The following is a 23,758-nucleotide window of genomic DNA, read 5'->3' as shown; positions in this document are numbered from 1 at the left end:
CATTTAGCTCTGTTTTTTTGTTTATGAATTTAAGCAAAGTTTTCACTTAATACTTTCATGTGTTGTTTTACAGTACCATCCAGCAATTTTGCATAATGCTGAGTTTGGGTAATTCGTTTATGACCCATAATTTGACTAATTACTTCCATTGGAATATTATTAGCCAAAGCAACTGTGGTTGCGAAAGTATGTCTTCCAACATACCATGTCAAATTTTTATCGATGCCACACAAATCTGCAATTTCTTTGAGATAAGCATTCATGTTAGAGTTACTTCGATTTGGAACCAATCGGTTTTCCTCTACACATTCGGGGTCGTCTTTGTATTTGTCGATTATGCGTTGCAATGGGGGAATAACTAAAACATTGGTCTTTACACCTGTCTTTTGCCTTTTTGTTTGAATCCAACTGTCTAAATCGTTATCTAAGCTAAAATTACCTTGACGTAGGTTCATCACATCAACTGGAGCATAACTGGTATAGCAACTAAATAAGAATATATCTCGTGTTACATCCAATCTTCGATTTGAAAATACTTTGTTTTCAATACTTCTCAATTCTTCAAGTGTTAAAAACGTAGTATCAATATCTTTTAATTTACCATCATAAATTGAAAAAGGGTTATTAGCTACCAGTCCAACTGTTATTGCATGATTAATCATTGAAGAAATGTTTCTTAGATATTTCACAGTAGTATTGTTTCCTAATCCTTTATTTTTTCCGTGTATCCTTTCAAATCTTAAAAACTCATCCAGAGCATAAACAAATTGTCTATTGACTTTTTCAAACTGAATATCTTTTATTTTATGTTTAGATTGGAGGAAGTCTTTAATGACATTTGCCATTCTTTCATATTTTTCAAGTGAACCTTTGGCACGGTCTCCTTTAGTAACTTGTTTTTTAAAATATTCATTATGTTTCTCAATAATTTCCAACAATGTGATTTTATGTTCAGTCTTTTCGTTGAAACAATAGTTTTTTAGATATAAGGGAGTTATTTCTTCGTTATCTGGGTTATTCCTGATTAGCTCATTGTATTTACTCTCAATGCCATCTACTAATGATTTTAAGTAGTTCTTCAGGTTAATTTCATTGTCGACTCTAACCACGTTTCGTAGGTTGTTGGTTTTAGACCAACGTTCCTGTAAAATGTATTTAGATGTTGAAAATGTAGAGTAGAGATTCCCCAAATAAATTTTAGCATAAATTGCAGTTTCACCATTCTGATTTTTTTTGTCTCCTTTCAAATAGAAGCTCACTTTTAGTTTTTTCATATTTCCGTTTTTAATTAGTGCAAACGTACTATTGAAAGTTTCCAAGCCCCCGTATTTGTTAACAATTGTCAACTTTTTGGTACCCTAATTTGAGAGTTCATTCTCAGGGTACCAAATAGGGTACTTGTCGGATACGATTTAAAGGATAAAATGAAAATGACTTCATTTCATGATTTAAATCAAAACGGCTCGTAAGTGCTGTAAAATATAGGATTTTGTAAAGTAAGGAAAGTATTGAAATGTAAAAAGCCCCTTTGTGAGGGGCTTTTTGCGGAGAAAGAGGGATTCGAACCCCCGGACCTGTTACAGTCAACAGTTTTCAAGACTGCCGCATTCGACCGCTCTGCCATTTCTCCAGTATGTCGCTATCAATTCGTGATTGCGAGTGCAAATATAGAACCTTTTTTCATTTAAATCCAAACAATTTTAGAAAAAAAATCAGCTATTTTTTGATAGCTGATTTAATGGTTTTATTACGTGGTAGTTAGGTAATAATTATTTTTTAAATAAATAATTAATAGTTTACATATTCGGTTATTTCTAGGCCATAACCAATCATTCCAACACGTTTTGTTTGTTCTGTATTGGATACTAAGCGTATTTTTGAGATATCAATATCGTGTAATATTTGTGCCCCGATTCCGTAATCTTTAGTGTCAATTACTACTTTTGGCGCTTTCATGGTTCCTTCGGCTTGTAATTCTTTTAATTCGGTAATACGGCTTAACAAATTTACGGCTGACATATCCTGATTGATGAAAATAACTGCTCCGCGACCGTTTTCATTAATTATTTTAAACATAGCATCTAATTGTTGGTCTACATTATTAGTTAATGTACCCAAAAGATCATTGTTTACTTGTGAAGAATGGATTCGGGTTAGGATAGGTTCTCCTAAATTCCAATTTCCTTTGGTTAATGCAATATGAATTTGCTTATTTGTTATTTGTTCGTAAGCTCTTAAACGGAAAGTTCCAAAACGGGTATTAATGTCAAAATCTTCTTTTTTTACAATAATACTATCATGCTGCATTCGGTAAGCCACAAGAGCTTCAATGGAAACAGTTTTTATATTGAATTTTTTAGCAATTTTGATTAATTGCGGTAAACGAGCCATCGTACCATCTTCGTTCATCACCTCCACAATCACACCAGCGGGTTTAAAACCGGCTAATCGGGCAAAGTCTATAGCAGCTTCCGTATGTCCCGTTCTTCTTAAAACGCCGCCTTCTTTTGCAATTAATGGAAAAATATGTCCCGGTCTGGCTAAATCATGTGGTTTTGTAGAAGGATCGGTTAGTGCTACAATAGTTTGTGCGCGGTCAGAAGCTGATATTCCTGTTGTAACTCCTTTTCCTCTTAAATCTACCGAAACGGTAAAAGCAGTCTCCATAGGATCGGTATTATTGCTCACCATTACGTTTAATCCTAATTCTTTACAACGGCTTTCGGTTAGTGGAGCACAAATAAGTCCACGTCCGTGTGTAGCCATAAAGTTGATCATTTCGGGAGTAGCTTTTTCTGCGGCAGCAAGAAAATCACCTTCATTTTCTCTATTTTCATCATCAACAACTAAAATTATTTTTCCTTGACGAATATCTTCTATTGCTTCTTCAATTGTGTTGAGTTTTATTTTATTTTCGCCCATTTTCGGTTGCATTTTTTTTGTTAGGTGTAATTTTGTATAGTAGTTTTTGTAGTGTTTTTTGTATTGGTGAGAAGATTACATCGATATTGATTAATCCAATATCGTTTGTTGCCCTGTAGGTTAATAGTATAGCTAATGGGGTGAGTACTATGGAAGACATCCACGAACCCATAAAAGGAGTCATTCCGTTTTCCTGTGCAAATCTTTTCCCAAAAGTATTGATAAAGTGAAAGGTGATGAAAATCAATACCGCAAAAATGATAGGAAGTCCCAATCCACCTTTTCTAATAATAGCACCTAGTGGAGCTCCGATAAAAAACATCATAAGACAGGCATAAGCGATAACAAACTTATCATACAAAGCAAGCAGGTGGTTGTTGATGTTTTTTTTCTTTACTTGTAAATTGATTTTGCTTCCGTCAATAGTGTACCCAATACTGCTTAGATTGCTACTGGCAGTACCTAATATTTGCGATTTTTTATTTGTATCATATAATGACAAAATATCCAAGGGAAGTTTTTTTCGCTTTTTAACCAATTCTTTATTTGGTAAATCATTGAAAGTTTGGTCTTGTATGGTAGTCCGTTGGTTTATATTTTCGGAATAAGAAGCAAGTTCTGTTTTGTAATTTTTATGGAGCGAATCTAAGGTGTAATTCAATTCATTAACAGTAAGCATTGTATTCGAATTATTGACTTTTTCATCATCAACATCTACATTGTTTAATTGGGATAAATCAATATTTATTGTGTATTTTTTAAATGCGCTTTTAGCAAATGGAAGTTTTTTTCGATCCGTATATTTTTTAGGCGTAATATCTTCGTAATAATTACCATTATTTAAAACAAGCTGTAAAATACTTGATTCTTCACTACTTATAAGTTCTCCGTCTTTAGCTTTAATGACTGTTTTACTTCCGTCGCCATTCATCGCTTTTTTATGAATCGTAATTCCGGTTAATTTGTTACCGTTTTCACCTGATTTTTTATTTACCTTAATATTGTAATATCCTACTTCGCTAAACTGACCTTCTGTTATAGCCATTGCAGGTTTTAATTGCGCGATATTTTTTCGAAAATTAATAAATTTATATTCGGCAAAAGGAATCACATTATTGGCAAAAAAGAAAGCTATGATACTTAGTAAAACGATAAATACGGTAAGACTTCGCATGGCTCTTTGTAGAGAAATACCGGAGGATTTCATGGCGGCAAATTCATAGTTTTCGGCAAGATTTCCAAAAGTCATAATAGACGCCAGTAAAACCGATAAAGGAAGTACTAGCGGAACAATCCTGGGCATAGAAAACATCAGGAATTTAACGATTAAAGGCAAGTCTAAATCTTTTCCGGCAAGCTCCGCAATAAAAAGCCAGATCGTTTGAAGTATGAATATAAAAAACAAGATTACAAATACCGTAGTAAATGTAATCAGGAATGTTTTTAATAAGTATTTGTCGAGAATTTTCACGTAAATGAATTAATCTAATTTATTGATGTAGTAATTAGGATATTTATTAGCTACAAAGGTAAATTGATTTTTTGACAAAGGTTGGTTGGTTTTAAAAGAATTAACGGTTAAAGTTGTTTTTGTTCCTTTTTTACCTGTTTCAATCAAATTATAAATGTGTTTGGTCTGAACATCAATACCTAACAATATTTCTTTTCTTTGATCTTTAGGATCAGTAGGAATTAATTTGATGTATTGTATTTTTCTGCCTCTGACATTTTGCAGAATACTCATCGAATATTTATATCCACTATTAAAGAATGTCAGCATTTTTGATGGTGTAATGGCGCTGTCATCTTTTTCATTTACTGTAGAAATATTGATTTCTTCATCTTCAGGAATAATGGTGTATGTTTTTCTGCCATCATATATTTTAGTCATTCCCATAAAATTCAATACATATTGATTTCCTTTTAAGGTTACATTTCCTTTACTGTCCTGATTGATATTTTCTTTAGCGTTATTAAGTGAATATTTAAAATCAATTACAATATTGTCATAACTTTTTACTTTAGCTGTCACTTGGTCCAAAAGGCTTTTTGCCTTTTTATCCTGAGCCTGAACAGAAAAGGAGATTAATAAAATAAATGCAATTTGGATAAACTTTTTCATTGTGTTAATTATTTTCTTCATTATTAAAAAACTGATCAAGAGCATGCATGTCAGGAATGTTCACACTGCGGGCTTTACTTCCTTCAAAAGGGCCTACAATTCCAGCGGCTTCTAATTGGTCAATTAATCTACCAGCTCTATTGTAACCTAATTTTAACTTGCGTTGCAATAAGGATGCCGAACCTTGCTGGGCGTTTACAATAATTTCGGCCGCTTCTCTAAACAGGGTATCTCTTTCGGAAATATCCATATCAAGATTGATGCCATTTTCTTCTCCGCCTACATATTCCGGTAGTAAATATGCAGTAGCATAAGCCTTTTGAGAGCCTATAAAATCAGTAATTTTTTCTACTTCGGGAGTGTCTATAAAGGCACATTGTACACGTACCACATCGTTCCCGTTTGTATATAATAAATCTCCGCGGCCTATTAACTGATCGGCTCCCTGAGTATCTAAAATGGTTCTGGAATCAATTTTAGAAGTTACTCTAAAAGCAATTCGGGCAGGGAAATTGGCTTTAATCAAACCTGTAATTACGTTTACCGAAGGCCTTTGAGTAGCAATAATCAAATGGATACCAATGGCACGAGCCAGCTGGGCCAAACGGGCAATAGGAACTTCAACTTCTTTTCCGGCAGTCATAATTAAATCGGCAAACTCATCGACAACTAAAATGATATACGGTAAAAAGCGGTGACCATTTTCCGGATTTAATTTTCGGGATTTAAATTTTTCATTATATTCTTTAATATTTCGAACCATCGCATCTTTTAGTAAAGAATAACGGTTGTCCATTTCCACACAAAGGGAATTTAAAGTATTGACAACTTTAGCATTATCTGTAATAATGGCGTCTTCGGTGTCTGGTAATTTGGCTAAATAATGTCTTTCAATTTTATTAAAAAGGGTAAGTTCCACTTTCTTTGGGTCAACCAATACAAATTTGACTTCGGCCGGATGTTTTTTGTACAACAGCGAAGTTAAGACAGCATTTAATCCTACCGATTTTCCCTGTCCTGTAGCTCCCGCCATTAAAAGGTGAGGCATTTTAGCCAAATCAACAACAAAAGTTTCATTTGAAATAGTTTTTCCAAGCGCAATGGGCAATTCCATTTCTGCTTCCTGAAATTTGGTGGAACCAATAACTGATTTCATCGAAACCATAGTTGGATTCTTGTTGGGAACCTCAATACCAATAGTCCCTTTTCCAGGAATAGGAGCAATGATACGAATTCCAAGAGCCGAAAGCGAAAGTGCAATATCATCTTCCAGGCTTTTAATTTTAGAAATTCGAATACCCGCCTCAGGAACAATTTCGTATAATGTTACCGATGGACCTACGGTTGCTTTAATCTGGGCAATTTCAATTTTATAATTGCGAAGTGTATCTACAATTCGGTTTTTGTTTTCTTCTAATTCTTCCTGATTAATAGTAATTCCGCCAGTTGAATATTCTTTTAATAAGTCAATGGTAGGGTATTTATAATTGGATAAATCCAAAGTAGGATCAAATAATCCAAAGTCAGCAACTAATTTTGAAGCCAGATTTTCTTCCACAATTTCCTCTTCAGGAGCAGTTTCAATCAAAAAGTCCTCATTAGCTGTAGTTGCGTTAACAGCAGCAACTTTTTCAACAGCAAGTGGTTTAGAAACAGGATCCAGATTAATTTCAGACGAATGACTAATTGTAGGCTTTAGAGCTTCTTTATTAATTTCGAATTGGGATGTTTTAGGTTCAGTAGGCTGTTTTAATTCAGGTTCTTCTTCTGTAATGGCAAATTCTTCTAAATTATAAGCACTATCCGTTTTAGATAGGGAACCATTATTTTCAGCAGGAATGATTTCTTTTTTGGTATTTTCAAAAAAAGACTGAATCTTTTCAGGAGATAATTTTAATTTGAAAATAACATAAACAATCAGTCCGAAGATTAGCAATAACAGTGTTCCTGTTTTTCCGATATAATCCTGAAGGAACAGATTTAATTCGTAACCGATTATTCCGCCTAATTCAGGTAATGAAGTGGCAAAAAAGCCAAACAAAACCGATAAATTAATCATTACAAATAAATCCCAAAACCAGATATTTTTTAATTTTCGACCAGAAATACCAAGTACTAAAAAGATTCCGCTTAAGAAAAACAAGCGGACAAATAGGAAAGAGGCGAGACCAAAACCTCTATAAATAATTAAATCAGCCAGGAAAGCACCAAACTTTCCCAGCCAATTTTTTACTGTTTCTGTCCTGTCAGATATTTCCAGAACAGCACTTTGATCAGTTTGTCCATGGATATAGAAAGAGGTAAATGCAACCAGTAAAGCAATAGAAAACAAGACTAACAAACAGCCCAAAATAGTTTTTTGCTGTTTCGATATTTCCCATGATTTAAAAACTTTAGCTTTGGTATTGTTCTCTAAAGTCTCTTTTTTTGTTGTTTTTGCCATTCTATAATGTAACTAATCCTCTAAATAAAATGAGGTACGTATATGATTAAACCAATAATTATTGCAGTAATTGCAGCAAAAAATACTGCACCAGCAGCAATATCTTTTATAAAACCAATTCTTTCATGATAATCTGGATGAATAAAATCGGCTACTTTTTCTATTGCGGTATTCAGGCCTTCAATACTTAAAACTAAACCAATAGCAAATGTTTGAAAAAGCCAGTCAGTATGTGAAATCCCTACCAGAAAACCAGCAATAGTGAGTAAAACTCCCAGTGAAGTCTGAACCATAATACTATGTTCAGTAGTGATGAGCTTGATGCATCCTTTTAGCGCATAGCTTACACTTTTTAATCTTCCGGTAAGAAAGCTATTGTCCTTTTGAAATGCCATTCAACAGATATTAAAGTACCGCTAAAGCAGCTTCATAATTAGGTTCGTTAGCAATTTCACCTACTTGTTCCGTATGTAAAATTGTTCCTTCAGCATCAGTAACGATTAAAACTCTGGAGTGTAGTCCCGCTAGTGGTCCGTCAACAATTTCTAATCCGTTTGCTTTTCCAAAACTTCCTTCCTGAAAGTCAGATAAATTAACTACATTTTCGATTCCTTCAGCACCACAAAAACGTTTTTGAGCAAAAGGTAAGTCTCTTGAAATACATAGAACAGCAGTGTTCTCTAATTTAGCAGCTGATTCATTGAACTTTCTTACTGATGTAGCACAAGTTCCGGTGTCGATACTTGGAAAAATATTTAAAACTAATTTCTTTCCGCTAAAATCGCTTAAAGTAGCAACAGAAAGATCGTTTTTTACTAATTTAAAATCGGCAAGTTTTGAACCTACTTTTGGTAATTCTCCTGCAGTGTTTATTGGATTTCCTCCTAATGTAATTGAAGCCATAATTAATTTTTTTAATGAGCCTCAAAAGTATGAAATTTATTTAAGAATTAGGATTACTGCTTTAAGATTTTAAATTAAGAAAGTATTATGTTTAAGCTGTTTTCTTTTTAGGAAACAGCTGTAAATGCAAAAAAATGCAACTGTTGGAGATGCATTTTACTTGCTTTTTTTTATAAAAAAGGAACTCTTATTTATCAATGGAACCCATTACTCTTTTCATAAAAGTATTAAGAGCTTCTTTTTTATCGGTTCCGTTTTTAACTAGTTTATGTACTTCAAGTGCGCCGTACATATTCGAAATTAATTCACCTATAACATCTAATTCTTCATCCTTAAGAGAAGGAATCTCAGTCATAGCTTCCAGAACTTCAATGGTTTCGATGATGTAATCCTGATCGTTTTCTTCGATAAACTGAGTCAGTTGTTTTATTACAGGTAATTTCATAAAGTTAGAAGTTGGAGGTTAGAAGTAGGGACGATTTGTTAAACAATTTCATTTACCAATTCGATCAAAACTTCTTGCTTGTTCGTTTGTGTTTCGTTTACCAGTTTTCCGTTTACAAAAGTAGCAAAGGTTGGTAAGTTACTCACATTAGCTAATTTTCTTGATTCCGGAAAATTTTCAGCGTCAACAAGTGCAAAAGTGATGGATTCATTTTCAGTAGCCAGTTTTTTGAATTTTGGTTTCATAATACGGCAGTTTCCACACCATGAAGCCGAAAACTGAACCACTACTTTTTCATTTTCATTAACTAAATTAGCTAATGTATCTTCGTTTAATTCTATTAACATTTTTTTTGAGTTTCTAAGTCGCTAAGGTTCTAAGTTTGAATCTTAGAACCTTGTGACTTGTTATTAAAGATTTAATTCTAAAGTTTCTATTCTGGTTTAAATCTTAGGGACTTTGCAACTCAGAATCTTAGCAACTTTAAAAAATTAGTTAGCGCTCAAATAAGCAGCAGTACTGTTTCTGTCAGCAGACATTGCTTCTTTTCCTTCTTCCCAGTTAGCCGGGCAAACCTCACCTTTTGTTTGTACGTGTGTGTAAGCATCTACTAAACGCAAATATTCGTTTACGTTACGACCTAATGGCATATCGTTTACACTTTCGTGGAAAATTTTTCCGGTTTCGTCTACTAAATAAGTAGCTCTGTAAGTTACGTTTGAACCTTCTACTAAATACGTATCGGCATCTTCGTTATATGCACCAGCTTCAGCATCAAGAATTCCTAATGCAGCAGATAAATTTCTTGTAGTATCAGCCAAAAGTGGGTAAGTTACACCTTCAATTCCACCGTTATTTTTTGCTGTATTCAACCATGCAAAGTGTACTTCGTTAGTATCACAAGAAGCACCAATAACAATTGTGTTTCTTTTTTCAAATTCTGGTAAAGCTGCTTGAAAAGCGTGTAATTCAGTTGGACATACAAAAGTAAAATCTTTTGGATACCAAAACAAAAGTACTTTTTTGTTGTTGTTTACTGCTTCTTCAAAGATGTTGATTTTTAAATTATCACCCATTTCAGAAATGGCGTCAACTGCAATACTTGGGAATTTTTTTCCTACTAAAGACATATTATTTATTTTTAAAGTTATTATTTCTTGGGTGCAAAAATAAGCCTTAAAAAACGTTTATGGTAATAGTAGTTGATTATTAATATTTATTTAATAATAACTTTTGATTATGGTTACCTGAAAAGCAAGTTTAAATTATTGAATATCAATTGTAACGGGTAATTTTCCGCTACATTCATAATCAAACAAAAGTTGATTAGCTGCATTAATTTGAAATTCCTCAAAATCCTGATAGACTTCAATCACTCTTAAAGCTTTACTTAAATTAGGAATTAAAGGCAAAACATACGGATTTCCAAATACGTAAACCAGACATTTTTTGGTTTCCAATAATTTTTCCAATAAATTAAAAACAGCATCGTCAATTTCAAATTTATTTAGTGGTTTTGCCTTTGGAACAAATAAAGAAATGATAAGATATTCAAAATTACGGATGCTTTTTTCGAATGTTTCAAAGTCCAAATTATCCACTGATTCAATCGAAAACTGTGGACACTTCCATTGGGAATGAATCGTTTTTGAAAAAATATTTTCTGCTGATTTGTATAAAGAAATTTGGGCTGTTTTTTGCGATGCATTTGCTTTTTGAATGGTTTCAAAATCAAGATCATCAATTACTTTTGTAATGCTGAATTGTACAATTTCAGCGTTTAAAGCGGCGGCTTTTTCGAAATTTAAATTTCCTGTCGGTTGATTGTTCGTGATAATACCTGCTTTTTCTTTGCACTTCCAAATTCGATTAAAACTTTCATCGATGCGCTCCGCAGAAGCATTTTCTAAAATTGCCTGAATGCCTTCGGGAACATTTTCGGCAAAACACAATACATCATTTCCGGCATTGAAAGCTTCCCATTCCAGTTGGCCTTTAATGTCATATAATTTAGAAACACTGTGCATGTTCAAAGCATCCGAAATCACTAAACCATCATAACCCAATTGTTCTCTCAGAAGTTTTTGAATAATATTTTTAGACAAGGTTGCCGAAGTATCTTTTCCTTCGTTTAATGCAGGAACGGCCAAATGTCCAATCATAATCGAATCAACATCATTTTCAATCCCTTTGATAAACGGATACAATTCGTTAGCTAATAATTGTTCCAGATTTTCTTCTAAAACAGGCAATCCTAAGTGTGAATCAACATTGGTATTTCCGTGTCCGGGAAAATGTTTCAAACAGCCTAAAACGCCCTCATCGCTCATTCCGCGTAAATATTCTAATGCAAAACTGGCAACTTTTTCTTTGCTTTCGCCAAAAGAACGATAACCAATCACCGGATTATTGGGATTATTATTGATATCAGCCAATGGCGCCAGATTATAATGAATTCCCGCCGATTTTAAGTCTAGTGCAATTTGCTTTCCAACTTCGTACACCAAGTCTTTTTGCTCTTCGGGTAAAGCACCTAAAGTAATTGCATAAGGATATTGCGGTGTTTTTTCGACACGCATCGCTAAACCCCATTCAGCATCAATACTCATCAAAAGTGGAGTAGAAGCACATTTTTGATAACGGACAATTAATTCTTTTAATCGAATGTAACTGTCATCGTTGAATTCAATTTTTTTCTTTGATTCGTAATTCGTTGCAGCACTGGCACGACTGTGAAAAAAAGTCAATCCGCCAATATTGTATTTCCTGATTAGTTCTTCGGTTGCCTGGATATTTTCTTCGCTGTCATTGATAAAAACAGCTGGAAAAAAGAATTGTCCTATTTTTTGTTCTAATGTCATTATTGAGAATTTAGCATTGGTAAGATTTATTTCAATTTACCCAATGCGTTGGTATTGATAAGGGATTTCATTTGGCTAATAGCAATTTCATTCAGTTTTATAAGCCGTTCTTGTTGTGTTATTTCTTGTTGAATTAGCATTGCATTGATACTCTCAAGATTGGATAATACAACTAATTGTTCGATTGTAGCAGTATCTCTAATATTTCCTTTTTCGTTTGGATTTTCGGTACGCCATTCTTTAGCCGTTTTACCAAATAGTGCCACGTTTAGTATATCGGCTTCGTCGGCATAAATGAAATTCTTTTGATTTACCGTTAGACTTATCGGAATTAGATTTTCTTTTATAGCATCGGTATGTATTCTATAGTTTATTTTAGAGATGGTTCTTTGTAAATTCCATTCGAGTTTTTTACTGCTGTTTTCTTCTTCTTTTAGACGTTGAAACTCTTTTATTAGATAAAATTTAAATTCAGCACTTAACCAAGTTGCGAATTCAAAAGCAATATCTTTATGAGCGAATGTACCTCCATACCTACCAGTTTTGGAAATAATACCAATGGCATTAGTAGTTTCGATCCATCTTTTTGGTGTTAGCGAAAAACTATTAGATCCAGCTATATTTTTAATTCCATCGAATTCGATGGAATTAAAATTTGGATTATTAAATTTTTCCCACAACCCAATAAATTCAATTGTACTTCTGTTTCTCATCCAGTTTTGAAGTATATAATCACTACGTTCTTCATCACGGTGTCTGGCAATATCGGTTAAGGATATAAAATCTTCTTTATTATCCTCGTATAAAACAATGTCTATTCCTTGTACATTTATTTTTTTATTTTTAGCCATATTATCTATACTTAGATATTAATTCTGCTTCATTTAAATATGGCGAATTCGCCATAATTTGCTGTTTCTAATCCCGTCGAATTCGACGGGATTAGAATTATTATTTTCTATTTATCAAAAACAATAATTAAAACTTAAAAGACGCTATTCCACTTTCTTCCCAAAATCCTTTGGAAAAATTAAAAATCGGGATAAAATGATTCCTGGAATTGTGGCTAGTAAAACCCAAATAAAGAAATTACCGTATCCTAAATATTCCTGAATGTATCCGCTAAGCATTCCCGGAAGCATCATCCCTAATGCCATAAAACCGGTAGCAATGGAGTAGTGGGATGTTTTTGATTCCCCTTCGGCAACATAAATTAAATACATCATAAAGGCAGCAAAACCAAATCCGTAGCCAAATTGTTCCAAAATAACCACTACATAAATATAATAAACTGACGCCGGGTGAAAATGTGCCAATAATATAAAACCAATTATAGGCAGGTGCATGGTTAAAATCATAGGCAGCATCCATTTTCCTAAGCCTTGTTTAGAAATAGCAATTCCGCCCAAAATTCCGCCGACAGTAAGAGCTATTAACCCGAAAGTTCCATAAATGATTCCTACATCTTCGGTTGCTAATCCCATTCCGCCTACAGCTGTTTTATCGACTAAAAACGGAGTCAGCATTTTAAGTAATTGCGATTCTCCTAAACGAAATAAAAGTATAAATGCCAGTATTAATCCGATTTGTTTCTTTTTAAAAAAACTGGCAAAAACCGTGGTGAAATTTTTCTCTTCGACTTCTCCTGCTTTAATTGGTAATTCCGCTTTTGGAGTAGCAAAAAAGTTATAAACCGTTAAAAATGTCATTACTAATCCAACAAATAGCATCGTGTACGACCATGCTTTTTGATTATCTCCATACAAGTGTTCTAAATAACCGGCAAAAAGAATGATTAATCCATTTCCGGTGAGCATTGAGGCTCTGTAAAAAGTGCTTCGGATTCCTAAAAAGAATGATTGCTGGTCTTTGGTTAAGGCCAATAAATAGAAACCGTCACTCGCCACATCATTAGAAGCGGAAGCGAACGCTGCAACCCAAAAAATAGCCAGACTCATCATGAAAAACTGACTGGTTGGGATAATAAAACCAACAATTAAAAAGGCTATAGAAATTAATAATTGCATACTTAAAAACCATTTTCTTTTGGTTCCGTGCAAATCAATAAACGGACTCCATAAAGGCTTAATTACCCAGGGTAAGTATAACAAACTGGTGTAAAACCCAATGTCTTCATTACTGATACCAAGGTTTTTGTACATTAAAACCGAAACAGATATTATAATTACATACGGAAAACCTGATGCGAAGTTTAATAATGGAATCCAATACCACGGGTTATTATTGTTTTGCATGTTCGTTTGGTTTTAATTTTTTACTTTCAATAAAGTGACCTGGCTTTCATTTCCAAAATAATCTACAAAAGTCACTGCACAGTTATTGTGTTTTTCCAAGTATAATTTAGGAATAGTAATCGCAATGCTGTCTTTGGTCTCGCTAAAAGCAATTTTATCAATAATCTGACTTGGATTATTTACATCAATCAGGTTTTTATTGGTAGTTCCGTAAACTATAATGTAGCGAATTTTACTTTGTTTTGGGAAATCCAGAGTTACAATGGTGTTTGCCGTTTGGTTGTTGATGTTAGTTATACAGGGAATATCCAGAACTTCTCTTTTTGAATTAGGCACTACATACGGCAACGCAGGATATTGATACTGATTATCCTGTAGCAATTGGGTCACCGCCTGATTTTTATTGATAAACCATTTGGCACTAAAAAAAGCATTTCCGTTGATGTTTGGAAAGGTACGAGTCAAATCAATCTGATTTGGAACTTCATTTGGATTTGACCATCTTTTGTCTGAATCGTTGTTGATTTTATAACTTCCGTTTCCTATGTAAAGCGCCGTATTTTTATTAGTGTTTTCAGACCACCATTTAGCTAATTTTGCATAAGAAGCTGTTTTGTGTTCAATACTCCAATACAATTGCGGCAAAAGATAATCGATGTAATTGCCTTCCATCCATGCCATTGGATCGGCGTATAAATCATCATAATTGGTTTGTCCGGCCTGAGTGTCAGAACCTCTTGGGTCTACTGATTTGTTTCTCCAAACCCCAAACGGACTAATTCCGAATTGTACCCAGGGTTTTAAATTTTTAATGGAAGTATAGGTGTTTTTCAAATAAGTGTTCACATTGTCTCTTCGCCAATCTTCCACACTCATACCATTTCCATATTTGCGGTAAGCAGCATTATCATTAAATGCTTCTCCCTGTATTCTGTAAGGATAAAAATAATCATCAAAGTGAATGGCATCCACATCATATTTAGTAACCACTTCGTCAACCACATTAATTAAATGAGCCTGAACTTCAGGAAGTGCGGGGTTGTAATAGTATTTTCCGCCATATTGTATCATCCACTCAGGGTGTTTAATCACATCGTGGCTTCTGCTTAAAGCACTAATATTTAAATCCATCGTAGCTCTGTAAGGATTTAACCAGGCATGAAATTCAAAACCACGCTGGTGTGCCTGAGAAATCATCCAGTCCAGCGGATCGTAGAAAGGATAAGGTGCCAGACCTTGTTTTCCGGTTAAATATTTAGACCATGGAGCCAGATTAGTAGGATATATGGCATCGCCAGCACTACGAATTTGTACAATAACTACATTGTAATTCAGTTTTTTATAAGTATCTAAAATTTCGATAAAATCGGCTTTTTGTTTTTCAACAGCATCGATACTGCTTACCGGCCAGTCAATATTGGCAACGGTGGCAATCCAAACCGCTCTGAATTCATTTTTAGGATTTGTAGGTTTCATTTGGGCTTTTCCATTAAAAAATGATAATAGAAATAAAGGAAGTAATAATAGAATGATTTTTTTTGGGTTCATTGAGTGGTATGTTTTTATTGAAATCAAAAATAGTTTTTTTAAGGAGATTTATAAGATATTGTATCTCTAAAGATTTATTTGTTTTTATTGTCTCAATTTCTTTGCCAAAATAAATCTGAATTTTTTATTTACGAATTAAACTTTAAAAATTATTTTTTTGGTGTAAAACCACCATAGAAGAAGTGACCATAAAACAGCATAAATCAATGGAAACACTAAGGAAGCATTTAGCGGATTATTAAAAACGGGAACAATGTAAAATTCGTAAAGAAAACTTTTTAAATCAATTTGTTCATCAGGAATTTCGGGATTTTGAACATTAATTGCAGTCATCACCCGTGGTATTATCCCGGAAAAGAAAAATACAATCATTGGGTTTACACCCCAAAATAAAAATAAAGGAGTCCATTTTTTATAATTTGCAATATCTATGATATAATACAGCAAGGTTAAGCATAAAGTAGCTAAACCAGCGGTGTACAATACATACGAACTGGTCCAAAGCGCTTTGTTTATTGGGAAAATGATACTCCAGAGTAAGCCTGTAACTACCAGTGTAACCCCGATGATGGTTGTTCTCCTGATAATATCCATTTTTGAAATTCCCAAATTGAGCACTTGCCCAATAAGCATTCCAAAGATTCCTGTTGCAATGGCCGGTAAAGTACTCAAAATTCCTTCCGGATCCCAGGTTTTAGAGGTACTCCATAAATGTCCGTTTAGAACCAGATTATCCAGCCATGCCGCCAGATTAGTATTTTTTTCAAAATTAGCTGCTCCAAATCCGGGTACGGGAACAAAAGCCATAAGAATCCAATATCCCAATAAAATAGAAGCCGCAACCAGCAATTGTGTTCTTAAATTGGATTTCAGATACAGCAGCGAGGTTATAAAGTAGATAATTCCTATTCGTTGTAATACTCCTGGAAGTCTTACATCCTGGTATTCTTCGAGTGGGCTGTATGCCAAAAATAGCAGGATTGCAAAAATCCCAAAAACAAGCCAGGTTTTAATTTTTAAACTAAAGTTTCCTAAAAGGGCATAAGCAACACCAAAAGTGATTATTAATTGGAATGCCAACAAAGAGATTCCTTCTAAACCAAAGAGTTGTATTTTACTGAAATAATTTAAGAATAATCCCAAACAGAAAATGCGTAACGAACGAACCACTATTTTATTAAAAACGGCGAAATCTAACTGTTTTACAGGCATGGCAAATGGAATTGCCGTACCCATTATAAAAATGAAAAAAGGAAAAACCAAATCGGTAGGAGTGCAGCCATGCCATTCAGCATGTTCTAACGGCGGATAGATAGCATCCCAGTTTCCGGGATTATTGACAATTGTCATCAATAGAATGGTAAATCCCCTAAATACATCGAGCGAGAGTAAACGTTCTTTTGTCATTTTAATTGGTTTTGTTTTTATTTAGAAAATAGAATTTTACCCATCGATACCCAGTGAATCATCAGAAACAGGTTTATTGGCTAAAGTAGCAAACAAAATAACTTAATGTACACTCTCAGCACAATAAATATAGGGGTTATAATTATTGTTCCTGACTAAAGTGTATTAACTACTTTATTCGAAAACTAAAATCCAGAACTTTCTTTAATAAATATTTAATGGATGGCTGTCGTCATTATTTGAGGGTTGTACAATATACAGCTACGCTTTTAAGTGTTATTTTTTTAAATGATTAATTGAAAATGAATAATTAATTGCTGTATTTTTGTTTAACTTATATAATAAAAAAATGAAATCCGTTCTCAACGGATGAACTTAGACAACATGGCATCGAATCAACATTTGGAAAAACTTGCTGAATCTTTAGAAGGAACGCTTTTATACGACAATCTTCATAAAACTTTATATGCTACGGATGCTTCGGCTTATCGCATTATCCCTTTGGCGGTAGCCCTGCCTAAAAACACTGAGGATATTGTTAAATTAGTGCGTTATGCTATTGAAAATAAAACAACATTAATTCCCAGAACCGCCGGAACTTCCTTAGCGGGACAAACCATTGGTGACGGAATTGTGGTGGATGTCTCCAAATATTTTACAAAAATACTGGCTTTTGATGCTGTTAGTAAAACGGTAACGGTTCAGCCCGGAGTTATCAGGGATGAATTGAATTTGTATTTAAAACCGTATGGTGTTTTTTTTGGACCCAATACTTCTACTTCTAATCGCTGTATGATAGGAGGAATGGTTGGGAATAATTCTTCTGGGACAACTTCCATTCGTTACGGAGTTACAAGGGATAAAATAGTTGAAATAAAAACGGTTTTAGCCGATGGTTCGCTGGCGGTTTTCAATACCATTACTTCGGCTGAGTTTATGGAGAAGACCAAAGGTGATTCGCTCGAAAGTTCGATTTACAGGAATTTATACACGGAATTATCGAATGAAGCCCATCAGCAGGAAATTATAAACGGATTTCCAAAACCGGAAATTCACAGACGTAATACCGGTTATGCCGTTGACGTTTTATTAAAATCAGATTTGTTTGGCGGAACGGAACCAACAATAAATGTAGGGAAATTGCTTTGCGGAAGCGAAGGAACATTAGCCTTTACAACAGAAGTAACCTTGCAATTAGACGAATTACCTCCAACGAATAATATCATGGTGGTGACTCATTTTGATAGTATTCAGGAAAGTTTAGAGGCAGTAATGGTTGCGATGAAGCATCATTTGTACACCTGCGAAATGATTGATGATACGATTCTGGATTGTACAAAAACCAATAAAGAGCAAAGTAAGAACCGGTTTTTTATTCATGGTGAACCCAAAGCGATTATGATGTTTGAACTGGCTTCCTATATTAGTATGGAAGAAGCTGAAAAACAAGCGGATGCTTTGATAAAAGATTTAGAAGACAATCATTTTGGTTATGCTTCGGTAAAATTATATGGCGCTGATATTGAAAAAGTAAACGAACTTCGCAAAGCAGGTTTGGGACTTTTAGGAAGTATTGTAGGCGATGATAAAGCTGCTGATTCTATTGAAGATACAGCGGTGGAACTAAGTGATTTGCCAAATTATATCGCTGATTTTTCGGCTATGATGCAACGCCATGGACAGGAAGCTATTTATTACGCACATGCCGGTGCGGGAGAATTGCACCTGCGTCCGGTTTTGAATTTAAAGACTAAAGAAGGCGTTTACCAATTTAGAAATATCGCTACCGAAGTAGCAATTTTAGTCAAAAAATATCGTGGTTCGTTAAGTGGAGAACACGGTGACGGAATTGTAAGAGGAGAATTTCTGCCTTTTATGATTGGCGAAAAAAATTATGAATTACTCAAACGCATCAAATTAGCTTTCGATCCCAATTCAGTTTTGAATATGGGAAAAATTGTCAATGCGTTAAAAATGGATGAAAATTTCCGTTTTGAAACAGACAGAATAGAACCTGATATTCAAACTATTCAGGATTTCTCGGATAGTATGGGAATTTTAAGACTGGCTGAAAAATGTAATGGTTCGGGCGATTGTAGAAAATTACCTTCGGCAGGAGGAACTTTATGTCCAAGTTATCGGGCTACAAGAAACGAAAAGGATACCACCCGTGCCCGTGCGAATGCTTTACGCGAATATTTAACGCATTCGGATAAAGAAAATAAATTCAATCATAAGGAATTATACGAGGTTTTCGAACTGTGTGTGAGCTGTAAAGCCTGTGCCAGCGAATGCCCGTCTAATGTAGATGTGGCGACTTTAAAAGCGGAGTTTTTGTACCAATATCAAAAAGCAAATGGTTTTTCTTTTCGAAATAAAATCTTTGCCAATAATGCTAAAATGAATAAGATGGGAAGCCTTTTTCCATCATTTACCAATTTTGTTTCTAATCTTTCTTTTGTAAAAAAGGGAATGGGAGTAGCACCGGAAAGAGAAGTACCTTTGTTAGCCAAGCAAACTTTTAGAAAGTGGCTTGAGAAAAATAACAATGACAATAAGAAATATCCAAATGGTAAAGTAGTGTTGTTTTGTGATGAGTTTACAAATTATTATGATGTAAATGTTGGAATCGATGCTTTCGAATTGTTGACAACATTAGGGTATGAAGTAATTATTGTGGATCATGAAGAAAGCGGAAGAGCCTATCTCTCAAAAGGATTTCTGGAAGAAGCGAAGATGATTGCAATAAAAAATGTAGCTACTTTTGCACCAATTATTTCAGACGATTGTCAGTTAATTGGGATTGAACCTTCGGCAATATTGACTTTTAGAGATGAATATTTGCGATTAGCAGAAGATAAAACTGCAGCTCAGCAATTAGCTAAAAACGTTTTGACTATTGAAGAATTTTTCAAAAAAGAAATTACAGCAGGAAAAATCCATGCGGGACAATTTGCTACTACTGCTAAACAAATAAAAATTCACGGACATTGCCATCAGAAGGCATTAAGTACCGTTGAAGCTACTTTTAGCATGCTGAATGTGCCCAAAAATAATACAGTTACCGTTTATAATTCGGGATGCTGTGGGATGGCGGGTTCTTTTGGTTATGAAGAAGAACATTATAAAGTGAGTATGCAAATGGGTGAAGATACTTTGTTTCCAAAAATCAGAACCACTGATGCAGATGCTTTAATTGCTGCTGCGGGAACTTCTTGCCGCCATCAAATTTTTGACGGAACCAGCAGAAAAGCACAACATCCGGTAACAATTTTAAAAAGTTGTTTGCGATAATTTGGAAGAACACGAAATGAAAAATCCGGAAAGCACAGCGACTCATTGGACTATTTGCAAAGAATGTCAGGGACAAGGCAAAAAAAGCCGGAGGATTACTAAAAAAGTACGCCTTAGTTATCAACGGGCTTTAGAACAATTTGAGAAATCAGATAAAACAGGAACGGCTCCTGTTCCTCCTAAAGCGCATCTTGATTCCTGTGTAAATTGTGCCGGATCGGGTTTGGTTGCTGCTATAAATCCACCTCAGGAAGATAACACTTATCCTCATGTTGCTATCATTGGTGGCGGAATAGGAGGAGTGGCACTGGCGGTGGCTTGTTTCCATCGCGGAATTCCTTTTACTGTTTATGAACGCGATAGTGGTTTTGACAGCAGATCTCAGGGTTACGGACTCACCTTGCAGCAAGCCAGCAAAGCAATTGAGGGATTGGGGATTTTCTCATTAGAAGTCGGTGTTATTTCTACAAGACACTTGGTGCATACTACTGATGGAAAAGTCATCGGAGAATGGGGGATGCGAAAATGGATGCAGTCAGACACTAAAAAAACACCTAAACGAACTAACATACACATTGCAAGACAGTCGTTACGTTTGGCCTTGCTGGAGCAGCTTGGCGGTCAGGATAAGATACAGTGGGGACACAATTTAATTGATTTTAAAGAGATTGAAAATGGTGGTATCGATCTAAGATTTGACGTAAACGGTGCGGTAAAAAACGCTCAGGCAGATCTTGTGGTTGGAGCCGATGGTATTCGTAGTGCGGTGCGAAGGTTAATAATTGGTGAGAATGTGACCCCTTTGCGTTACTTAGATTGTATTGTGATTTTAGGTATTTGTCCATTGAAAGCTCTTGATGGTGTTGACAGTTCTTTGCTGGATTCGGCAACAGTATTTCAAACGGCTAATGGAAATGAGCGTATTTATATCATGCCTTATGCTGCTGATTCGGTGATGTGGCAGCTTAGTTTTCCCATGTCTGAAAATGAAGCTAAGGTGTTGAGTGCTCAGGGACCGGAAGCATTAAAGCGAGAAGCCTGTAAAAGAACGCAATGGCATGATCCTGTTCCTCAGATTGTAGCTGCCACTCAGGAAGCTCAAATATCGGGTTATCCGGTTTATGACCGCGAATTACCTGATGCTGAATTATTAAAGAAATCTGAAAAAGTGACACTTATAGGAGATGCAGCCCATCCTATGAGTCCCTTTAAAGGACAAGGGGCAAATCAGGCATTACTTGATGCTCTGGCATTGGCACGAGCCATAGGAAAAGGATGTAAACCTGCTTCCAACTGGCGGGAAAAAGGAATACGAAAACATGTTTTAAATGATTTCGAATCAGAAATGCTCACACGAAGTGCTGTTAAAGTGCATTATTCTGCCGAAGCAGCACAATTTTTACATTCGGAAATTGTACTTCATAAAGCTGATGAACCCAGAGGAAGAAGTTTAAAAAACAAAAGGTAATTTATGTAACTAGCAATTGGATTTTTAAAAATTTAAAAATCTTATTTGTTTGGACTTATTTAGTAGTTTACCAGGCAAGTTTCTTTTTTTAATTAGATACAAAAACCTAACAAAATATCTTATTTTTTAAACTTTAAACAAAACTTAATTCCTTATTTTTGCTCTTCGACAATTAAAAAAATAATAAAAAACAATATACTATGAATTCATTTGACGTAGTCGTTATAGGTTCTGGACCTGGAGGATATGTATCAGCGATTCGTTGTGCGCAACTAGGCTTCAAAACAGCTATTATCGAAAAATATTCCACACTTGGAGGAACTTGTCTTAATGTAGGTTGTATTCCTTCAAAAGCATTGTTGGCTTCTTCACATCATTATGCTGAAATTGCTCATTTTGCTGATCACGGAATCGAAGTTTCTGGAGAAGTAAAAGTTAATTTAGAGAAAATGATTGCCCGTAAAAAAGCAGTTGTTGATCAGACTTCCGGTGGAATTAACTATTTGATGGACAAAAATAAGATTACGGTTTTTGAAGGATTAGGTTCTTTTGTAGATGCTACTCATGTTGCTGTTGCAAAAGCTGATGGAACATCTGAGACTATCGAAGCTAAACATACTATCATAGCAACGGGTTCTAAGCCATCTTCTTTGCCTTTTATCTCAATTGATAAAGAAAGAGTTATTACTTCTACGGAAGCTTTAAGTTTAAAAGAAGTACCTAAGCACCTTGTAATTATAGGTGGTGGAGTTATTGGTATTGAGTTAGGACAAGTATATTTACGTTTAGGAGCTCAGGTTTCCGTTGTGGAATTCATGGACAGAATTATTCCTGGAATGGATGCTTCTTTGTCTAAAGAATTAACTAAAGTTCTGAAAAAACAAGGAATGAAATTCTACACTTCTCACAAAGTGCAATCGGTAGAAAGAGCTGGTGATGTAGTGACTGTAAAAGCAGAAAATGCTAAAGGAGAAGTAATTACTCTGGAAGGGGATTATTCATTAGTTTCTGTTGGTCGTCGTCCTTATACAGATGGATTGAACGCTGAAGCTGCAGGAGTTAAAATTTCTGAAAGAGGACAAGTTGAAGTAAACGATCATTTACAAACTTCGGCTTCTAATATTTATGCTATTGGTGATGTGGTACGTGGTGCTATGTTAGCTCACAAAGCGGAAGAAGAAGGAACAATGGTTGCTGAAATCTTAGCGGGTCAAAAACCACATATTGATTATAATTTAATTCCGGGAGTTGTTTATACCTGGCCGGAAGTTGCAGCTGTAGGGCAAACAGAAGAGCAGTTAAAAGCGGCTGGAGTAGCTTATAAATCAGGAAGTTTTCCATTCAAAGCATTAGGACGTGCAAGAGCAAGTGCTGATTTAGATGGTTTTGTAAAAATTCTTGCTGATGCGAAAACAGATGAAGTTTTAGGTATTCACATGATTGGTGCAAGAACAGCTGATTTAATTGCTGAAGCAGTCGTAGCAATGGAATACAAAGCTTCGGCTGAAGATATTTCGAGAATGTCTCATGCGCATCCTACATTTGCAGAAGCGGTAAAAGAAGCAGCATTAGCAGCAACTGATAACAGAGCAATACACGTTTAAAATATACGTTTTTATAATACAGAAACCCGTCTCATTCTTAACGAGACGGGTTTCTTGTTTTTATATTTAACCATTCATTTTAAATAATCCTTTATAATTTTCCCAGTGGCTGTAAATCAGAAAAATATTGGCCACAAAAATACCAATTGCAATTGGCAGGCTTTCGGGAGTTAAAAAGTAATTGATCAGTAAAATATTGATGATTACAGGGAAAATGACAATATTAGCTAAGGTGGTAAATTTTCCGGTTACAAAGGACAGCCCACATAATAATTCAAGTGTTTTAGCTAAAGGAATCAAATAAGTTGAAGCGACTAAGCCCACCTGAAATGCTTTAAAATCTCCTGTTGTAGCGGGTTCAGGATTCAAGTGCAAAAAATAACTAACGGATGTGTAGAGAAATAATATTCCTAATAAAGAACGGACAATAAGGGTTGCGATTTTCATGATATATAGGTTTATGGGTTAACAATCAAAAAAAAATCT

The 23,758-nt window shown here is 34.8% G+C and carries 19 protein-coding genes and 1 tRNA gene; 3 read left to right on the top strand and 17 right to left on the bottom strand.

From position 1 onward, the window contains the following. Positions 1–29: 29 nt before the first annotated feature. The 16 genes from BUB89_RS07825 to BUB89_RS07750 all read right to left on the bottom strand — a co-directional run bounded on the left by BUB89_RS07825 (position 30) and on the right by BUB89_RS07750 (position 16,906). Entirely contained in the window at positions 30–1,274 is a 1,245-nt protein-coding gene (locus BUB89_RS07825; protein ID WP_073243711.1) for a site-specific integrase, read from the bottom strand. A 271-nt stretch (positions 1,275–1,545) separates the two neighbouring features. Beyond that, positions 1,546–1,630, bottom strand: a tRNA-Ser gene (locus BUB89_RS07820). A 158-nt stretch (positions 1,631–1,788) separates the two neighbouring features. Next, positions 1,789–2,922, bottom strand: a complete 1,134-nt coding sequence (ribB, locus tag BUB89_RS07815) for a 3,4-dihydroxy-2-butanone-4-phosphate synthase (RefSeq protein WP_073243709.1) — start codon at positions 2,920–2,922, stop codon at positions 1,789–1,791. After that, positions 2,909–4,393, bottom strand: coding sequence for an LptF/LptG family permease (locus BUB89_RS07810; protein ID WP_073243707.1), 1,485 nt, complete (start codon positions 4,391–4,393; stop codon positions 2,909–2,911). The genes ribB and BUB89_RS07810 overlap by 14 nt, the downstream gene beginning before the upstream one ends. 9 nt (positions 4,394–4,402) lie before the next feature. Next, on the bottom strand, positions 4,403–5,044 hold the full coding sequence (locus tag BUB89_RS07805) for an outer membrane lipoprotein periplasmic chaperone LolA1 (RefSeq protein ID WP_141384472.1): 642 nt from the start codon (positions 5,042–5,044) through the stop codon (positions 4,403–4,405). 4 nt (positions 5,045–5,048) lie between these two features. Next, the gene (locus tag BUB89_RS07800; RefSeq protein ID WP_073243703.1) at positions 5,049–7,487 is read right to left on the bottom strand and encodes a DNA translocase FtsK; all 2,439 of its coding nucleotides are present in this window, start codon (positions 7,485–7,487) and stop codon (positions 5,049–5,051) included. 20 nt (positions 7,488–7,507) lie between these two features. Further along, complete coding sequence (locus BUB89_RS07795; protein ID WP_073243701.1) at positions 7,508–7,882, bottom strand: diacylglycerol kinase family protein; 375 nt, start codon at positions 7,880–7,882, stop codon at positions 7,508–7,510. 10 nt (positions 7,883–7,892) lie between these two features. Next, on the bottom strand, positions 7,893–8,390 hold the full coding sequence (tpx, locus tag BUB89_RS07790) for a thiol peroxidase (protein WP_073243698.1): 498 nt from the start codon (positions 8,388–8,390) through the stop codon (positions 7,893–7,895). 187 nt (positions 8,391–8,577) lie between these two features. After that, complete coding sequence (locus BUB89_RS07785; RefSeq protein ID WP_073243696.1) at positions 8,578–8,835, bottom strand: DUF6952 family protein; 258 nt, start codon at positions 8,833–8,835, stop codon at positions 8,578–8,580. Between the two features lie 38 nt (positions 8,836–8,873). Beyond that, positions 8,874–9,182: a thioredoxin family protein gene (locus tag BUB89_RS07780; RefSeq protein WP_071186001.1), complete on the bottom strand. Its 309-nt coding sequence runs from the start codon at positions 9,180–9,182 to the stop codon at positions 8,874–8,876. Between the two features lie 144 nt (positions 9,183–9,326). Then, complete coding sequence (locus tag BUB89_RS07775; protein ID WP_073243694.1) at positions 9,327–9,965, bottom strand: peroxiredoxin; 639 nt, start codon at positions 9,963–9,965, stop codon at positions 9,327–9,329. Positions 9,966–10,100: 135 nt separating this feature from the next. Then, positions 10,101–11,696, bottom strand: coding sequence for a glycoside hydrolase family 3 protein (locus BUB89_RS07770; RefSeq protein ID WP_073243692.1), 1,596 nt, complete (start codon positions 11,694–11,696; stop codon positions 10,101–10,103). Between the two features lie 26 nt (positions 11,697–11,722). After that, positions 11,723–12,547 (bottom strand): KilA-N domain-containing protein, encoded by an 825-nt coding sequence (locus tag BUB89_RS07765; protein ID WP_073243689.1) that lies wholly within the window; start codon positions 12,545–12,547, stop codon positions 11,723–11,725. Between the two features lie 144 nt (positions 12,548–12,691). Continuing rightward, positions 12,692–13,951, bottom strand: a complete 1,260-nt coding sequence (locus BUB89_RS07760; RefSeq protein WP_073243686.1) for an MFS transporter — start codon at positions 13,949–13,951, stop codon at positions 12,692–12,694. Positions 13,952–13,963: 12 nt separating this feature from the next. Further along, entirely contained in the window at positions 13,964–15,499 is a 1,536-nt protein-coding gene (locus BUB89_RS07755; RefSeq protein WP_073243684.1) for a glycoside hydrolase family 10-like protein, read from the bottom strand. 135 nt (positions 15,500–15,634) lie between these two features. Beyond that, positions 15,635–16,906 carry an acyltransferase family protein gene (locus BUB89_RS07750; RefSeq protein ID WP_073243682.1) on the bottom strand — a complete coding sequence of 424 codons (1,272 nt, stop codon included), beginning with the start codon at positions 16,904–16,906 and terminating at the stop codon, positions 15,635–15,637. Between the two features lie 369 nt (positions 16,907–17,275). Between BUB89_RS07750 and BUB89_RS07745 the strand changes: the two genes are divergently transcribed. The 3 genes from BUB89_RS07745 (at position 17,276) to lpdA (ending at position 23,272) form a co-directional block, all read left to right on the top strand. Beyond that, the gene (locus BUB89_RS07745) at positions 17,276–20,200 is read left to right on the top strand and encodes an FAD-binding and (Fe-S)-binding domain-containing protein (protein WP_373862910.1); all 2,925 of its coding nucleotides are present in this window, start codon (positions 17,276–17,278) and stop codon (positions 20,198–20,200) included. Between the two features lie 16 nt (positions 20,201–20,216). Continuing rightward, the gene (locus BUB89_RS07740) at positions 20,217–21,668 is read left to right on the top strand and encodes an FAD-dependent oxidoreductase (protein ID WP_073243836.1); all 1,452 of its coding nucleotides are present in this window, start codon (positions 20,217–20,219) and stop codon (positions 21,666–21,668) included. Positions 21,669–21,868: 200 nt separating this feature from the next. Continuing rightward, positions 21,869–23,272: a dihydrolipoyl dehydrogenase gene (gene lpdA / locus BUB89_RS07735; protein ID WP_073243678.1), complete on the top strand. Its 1,404-nt coding sequence runs from the start codon at positions 21,869–21,871 to the stop codon at positions 23,270–23,272. Positions 23,273–23,338: 66 nt separating this feature from the next. Here the strand turns inward: lpdA and BUB89_RS07730 are convergent, their stop codons facing one another. Next, on the bottom strand, positions 23,339–23,719 hold the full coding sequence (locus tag BUB89_RS07730) for a DoxX family membrane protein (protein WP_073243676.1): 381 nt from the start codon (positions 23,717–23,719) through the stop codon (positions 23,339–23,341). Positions 23,720–23,758: the final 39 nt, after the last annotated feature.

Source organism: Flavobacterium flevense, assembly GCF_900142775.1.
GTDB classification, from domain to species: Bacteria; Bacteroidota; Bacteroidia; order Flavobacteriales; family Flavobacteriaceae; genus Flavobacterium; species Flavobacterium flevense.
The sequence above is the reverse complement of the archived record's forward strand: the minus strand, read 5'-3'. Positions and strand labels throughout refer to the sequence as shown.

What these genes read in the sequence shown, in the direction of transcription:
- BUB89_RS07800 (WP_073243703.1), bottom strand. Translation starts at nt 7,487, where the DNA reads ATGGCAAAAACAACAAAAAAAGAGACTTTAGAGAACAATACCAAAGCT.
- BUB89_RS07770 (WP_073243692.1), bottom strand. Translation starts at nt 11,696, where the DNA reads ATGACATTAGAACAAAAAATAGGACAATTCTTTTTTCCAGCTGTTTTT.
- BUB89_RS07775 (WP_073243694.1), bottom strand. Translation starts at nt 9,965, where the DNA reads ATGTCTTTAGTAGGAAAAAAATTCCCAAGTATTGCAGTTGACGCCATT.
- BUB89_RS07740 (WP_073243836.1), top strand. Translation starts at nt 20,217, where the DNA reads ATGAAAAATCCGGAAAGCACAGCGACTCATTGGACTATTTGCAAAGAA.
- BUB89_RS07760 (WP_073243686.1), bottom strand. Translation starts at nt 13,951, where the DNA reads ATGCAAAACAATAATAACCCGTGGTATTGGATTCCATTATTAAACTTC.
- BUB89_RS07755 (WP_073243684.1), bottom strand. Translation starts at nt 15,499, where the DNA reads ATGAACCCAAAAAAAATCATTCTATTATTACTTCCTTTATTTCTATTA.
- BUB89_RS07780 (WP_071186001.1), bottom strand. Translation starts at nt 9,182, where the DNA reads ATGTTAATAGAATTAAACGAAGATACATTAGCTAATTTAGTTAATGAA.
- ribB (WP_073243709.1), bottom strand. Translation starts at nt 2,922, where the DNA reads ATGGGCGAAAATAAAATAAAACTCAACACAATTGAAGAAGCAATAGAA.
- BUB89_RS07805 (WP_141384472.1), bottom strand. Translation starts at nt 5,044, where the DNA reads ATGAAAAAGTTTATCCAAATTGCATTTATTTTATTAATCTCCTTTTCT.
- BUB89_RS07765 (WP_073243689.1), bottom strand. Translation starts at nt 12,547, where the DNA reads ATGGCTAAAAATAAAAAAATAAATGTACAAGGAATAGACATTGTTTTA.
- BUB89_RS07750 (WP_073243682.1), bottom strand. Translation starts at nt 16,906, where the DNA reads ATGACAAAAGAACGTTTACTCTCGCTCGATGTATTTAGGGGATTTACC.
- tpx (WP_073243698.1), bottom strand. Translation starts at nt 8,390, where the DNA reads ATGGCTTCAATTACATTAGGAGGAAATCCAATAAACACTGCAGGAGAA.
- lpdA (WP_073243678.1), top strand. Translation starts at nt 21,869, where the DNA reads ATGAATTCATTTGACGTAGTCGTTATAGGTTCTGGACCTGGAGGATAT.
- BUB89_RS07745 (WP_373862910.1), top strand. Translation starts at nt 17,276, where the DNA reads ATGAACTTAGACAACATGGCATCGAATCAACATTTGGAAAAACTTGCT.
- BUB89_RS07785 (WP_073243696.1), bottom strand. Translation starts at nt 8,835, where the DNA reads ATGAAATTACCTGTAATAAAACAACTGACTCAGTTTATCGAAGAAAAC.
- BUB89_RS07825 (WP_073243711.1), bottom strand. Translation starts at nt 1,274, where the DNA reads ATGAAAAAACTAAAAGTGAGCTTCTATTTGAAAGGAGACAAAAAAAAT.
- BUB89_RS07795 (WP_073243701.1), bottom strand. Translation starts at nt 7,882, where the DNA reads ATGGCATTTCAAAAGGACAATAGCTTTCTTACCGGAAGATTAAAAAGT.
- BUB89_RS07730 (WP_073243676.1), bottom strand. Translation starts at nt 23,719, where the DNA reads ATGAAAATCGCAACCCTTATTGTCCGTTCTTTATTAGGAATATTATTT.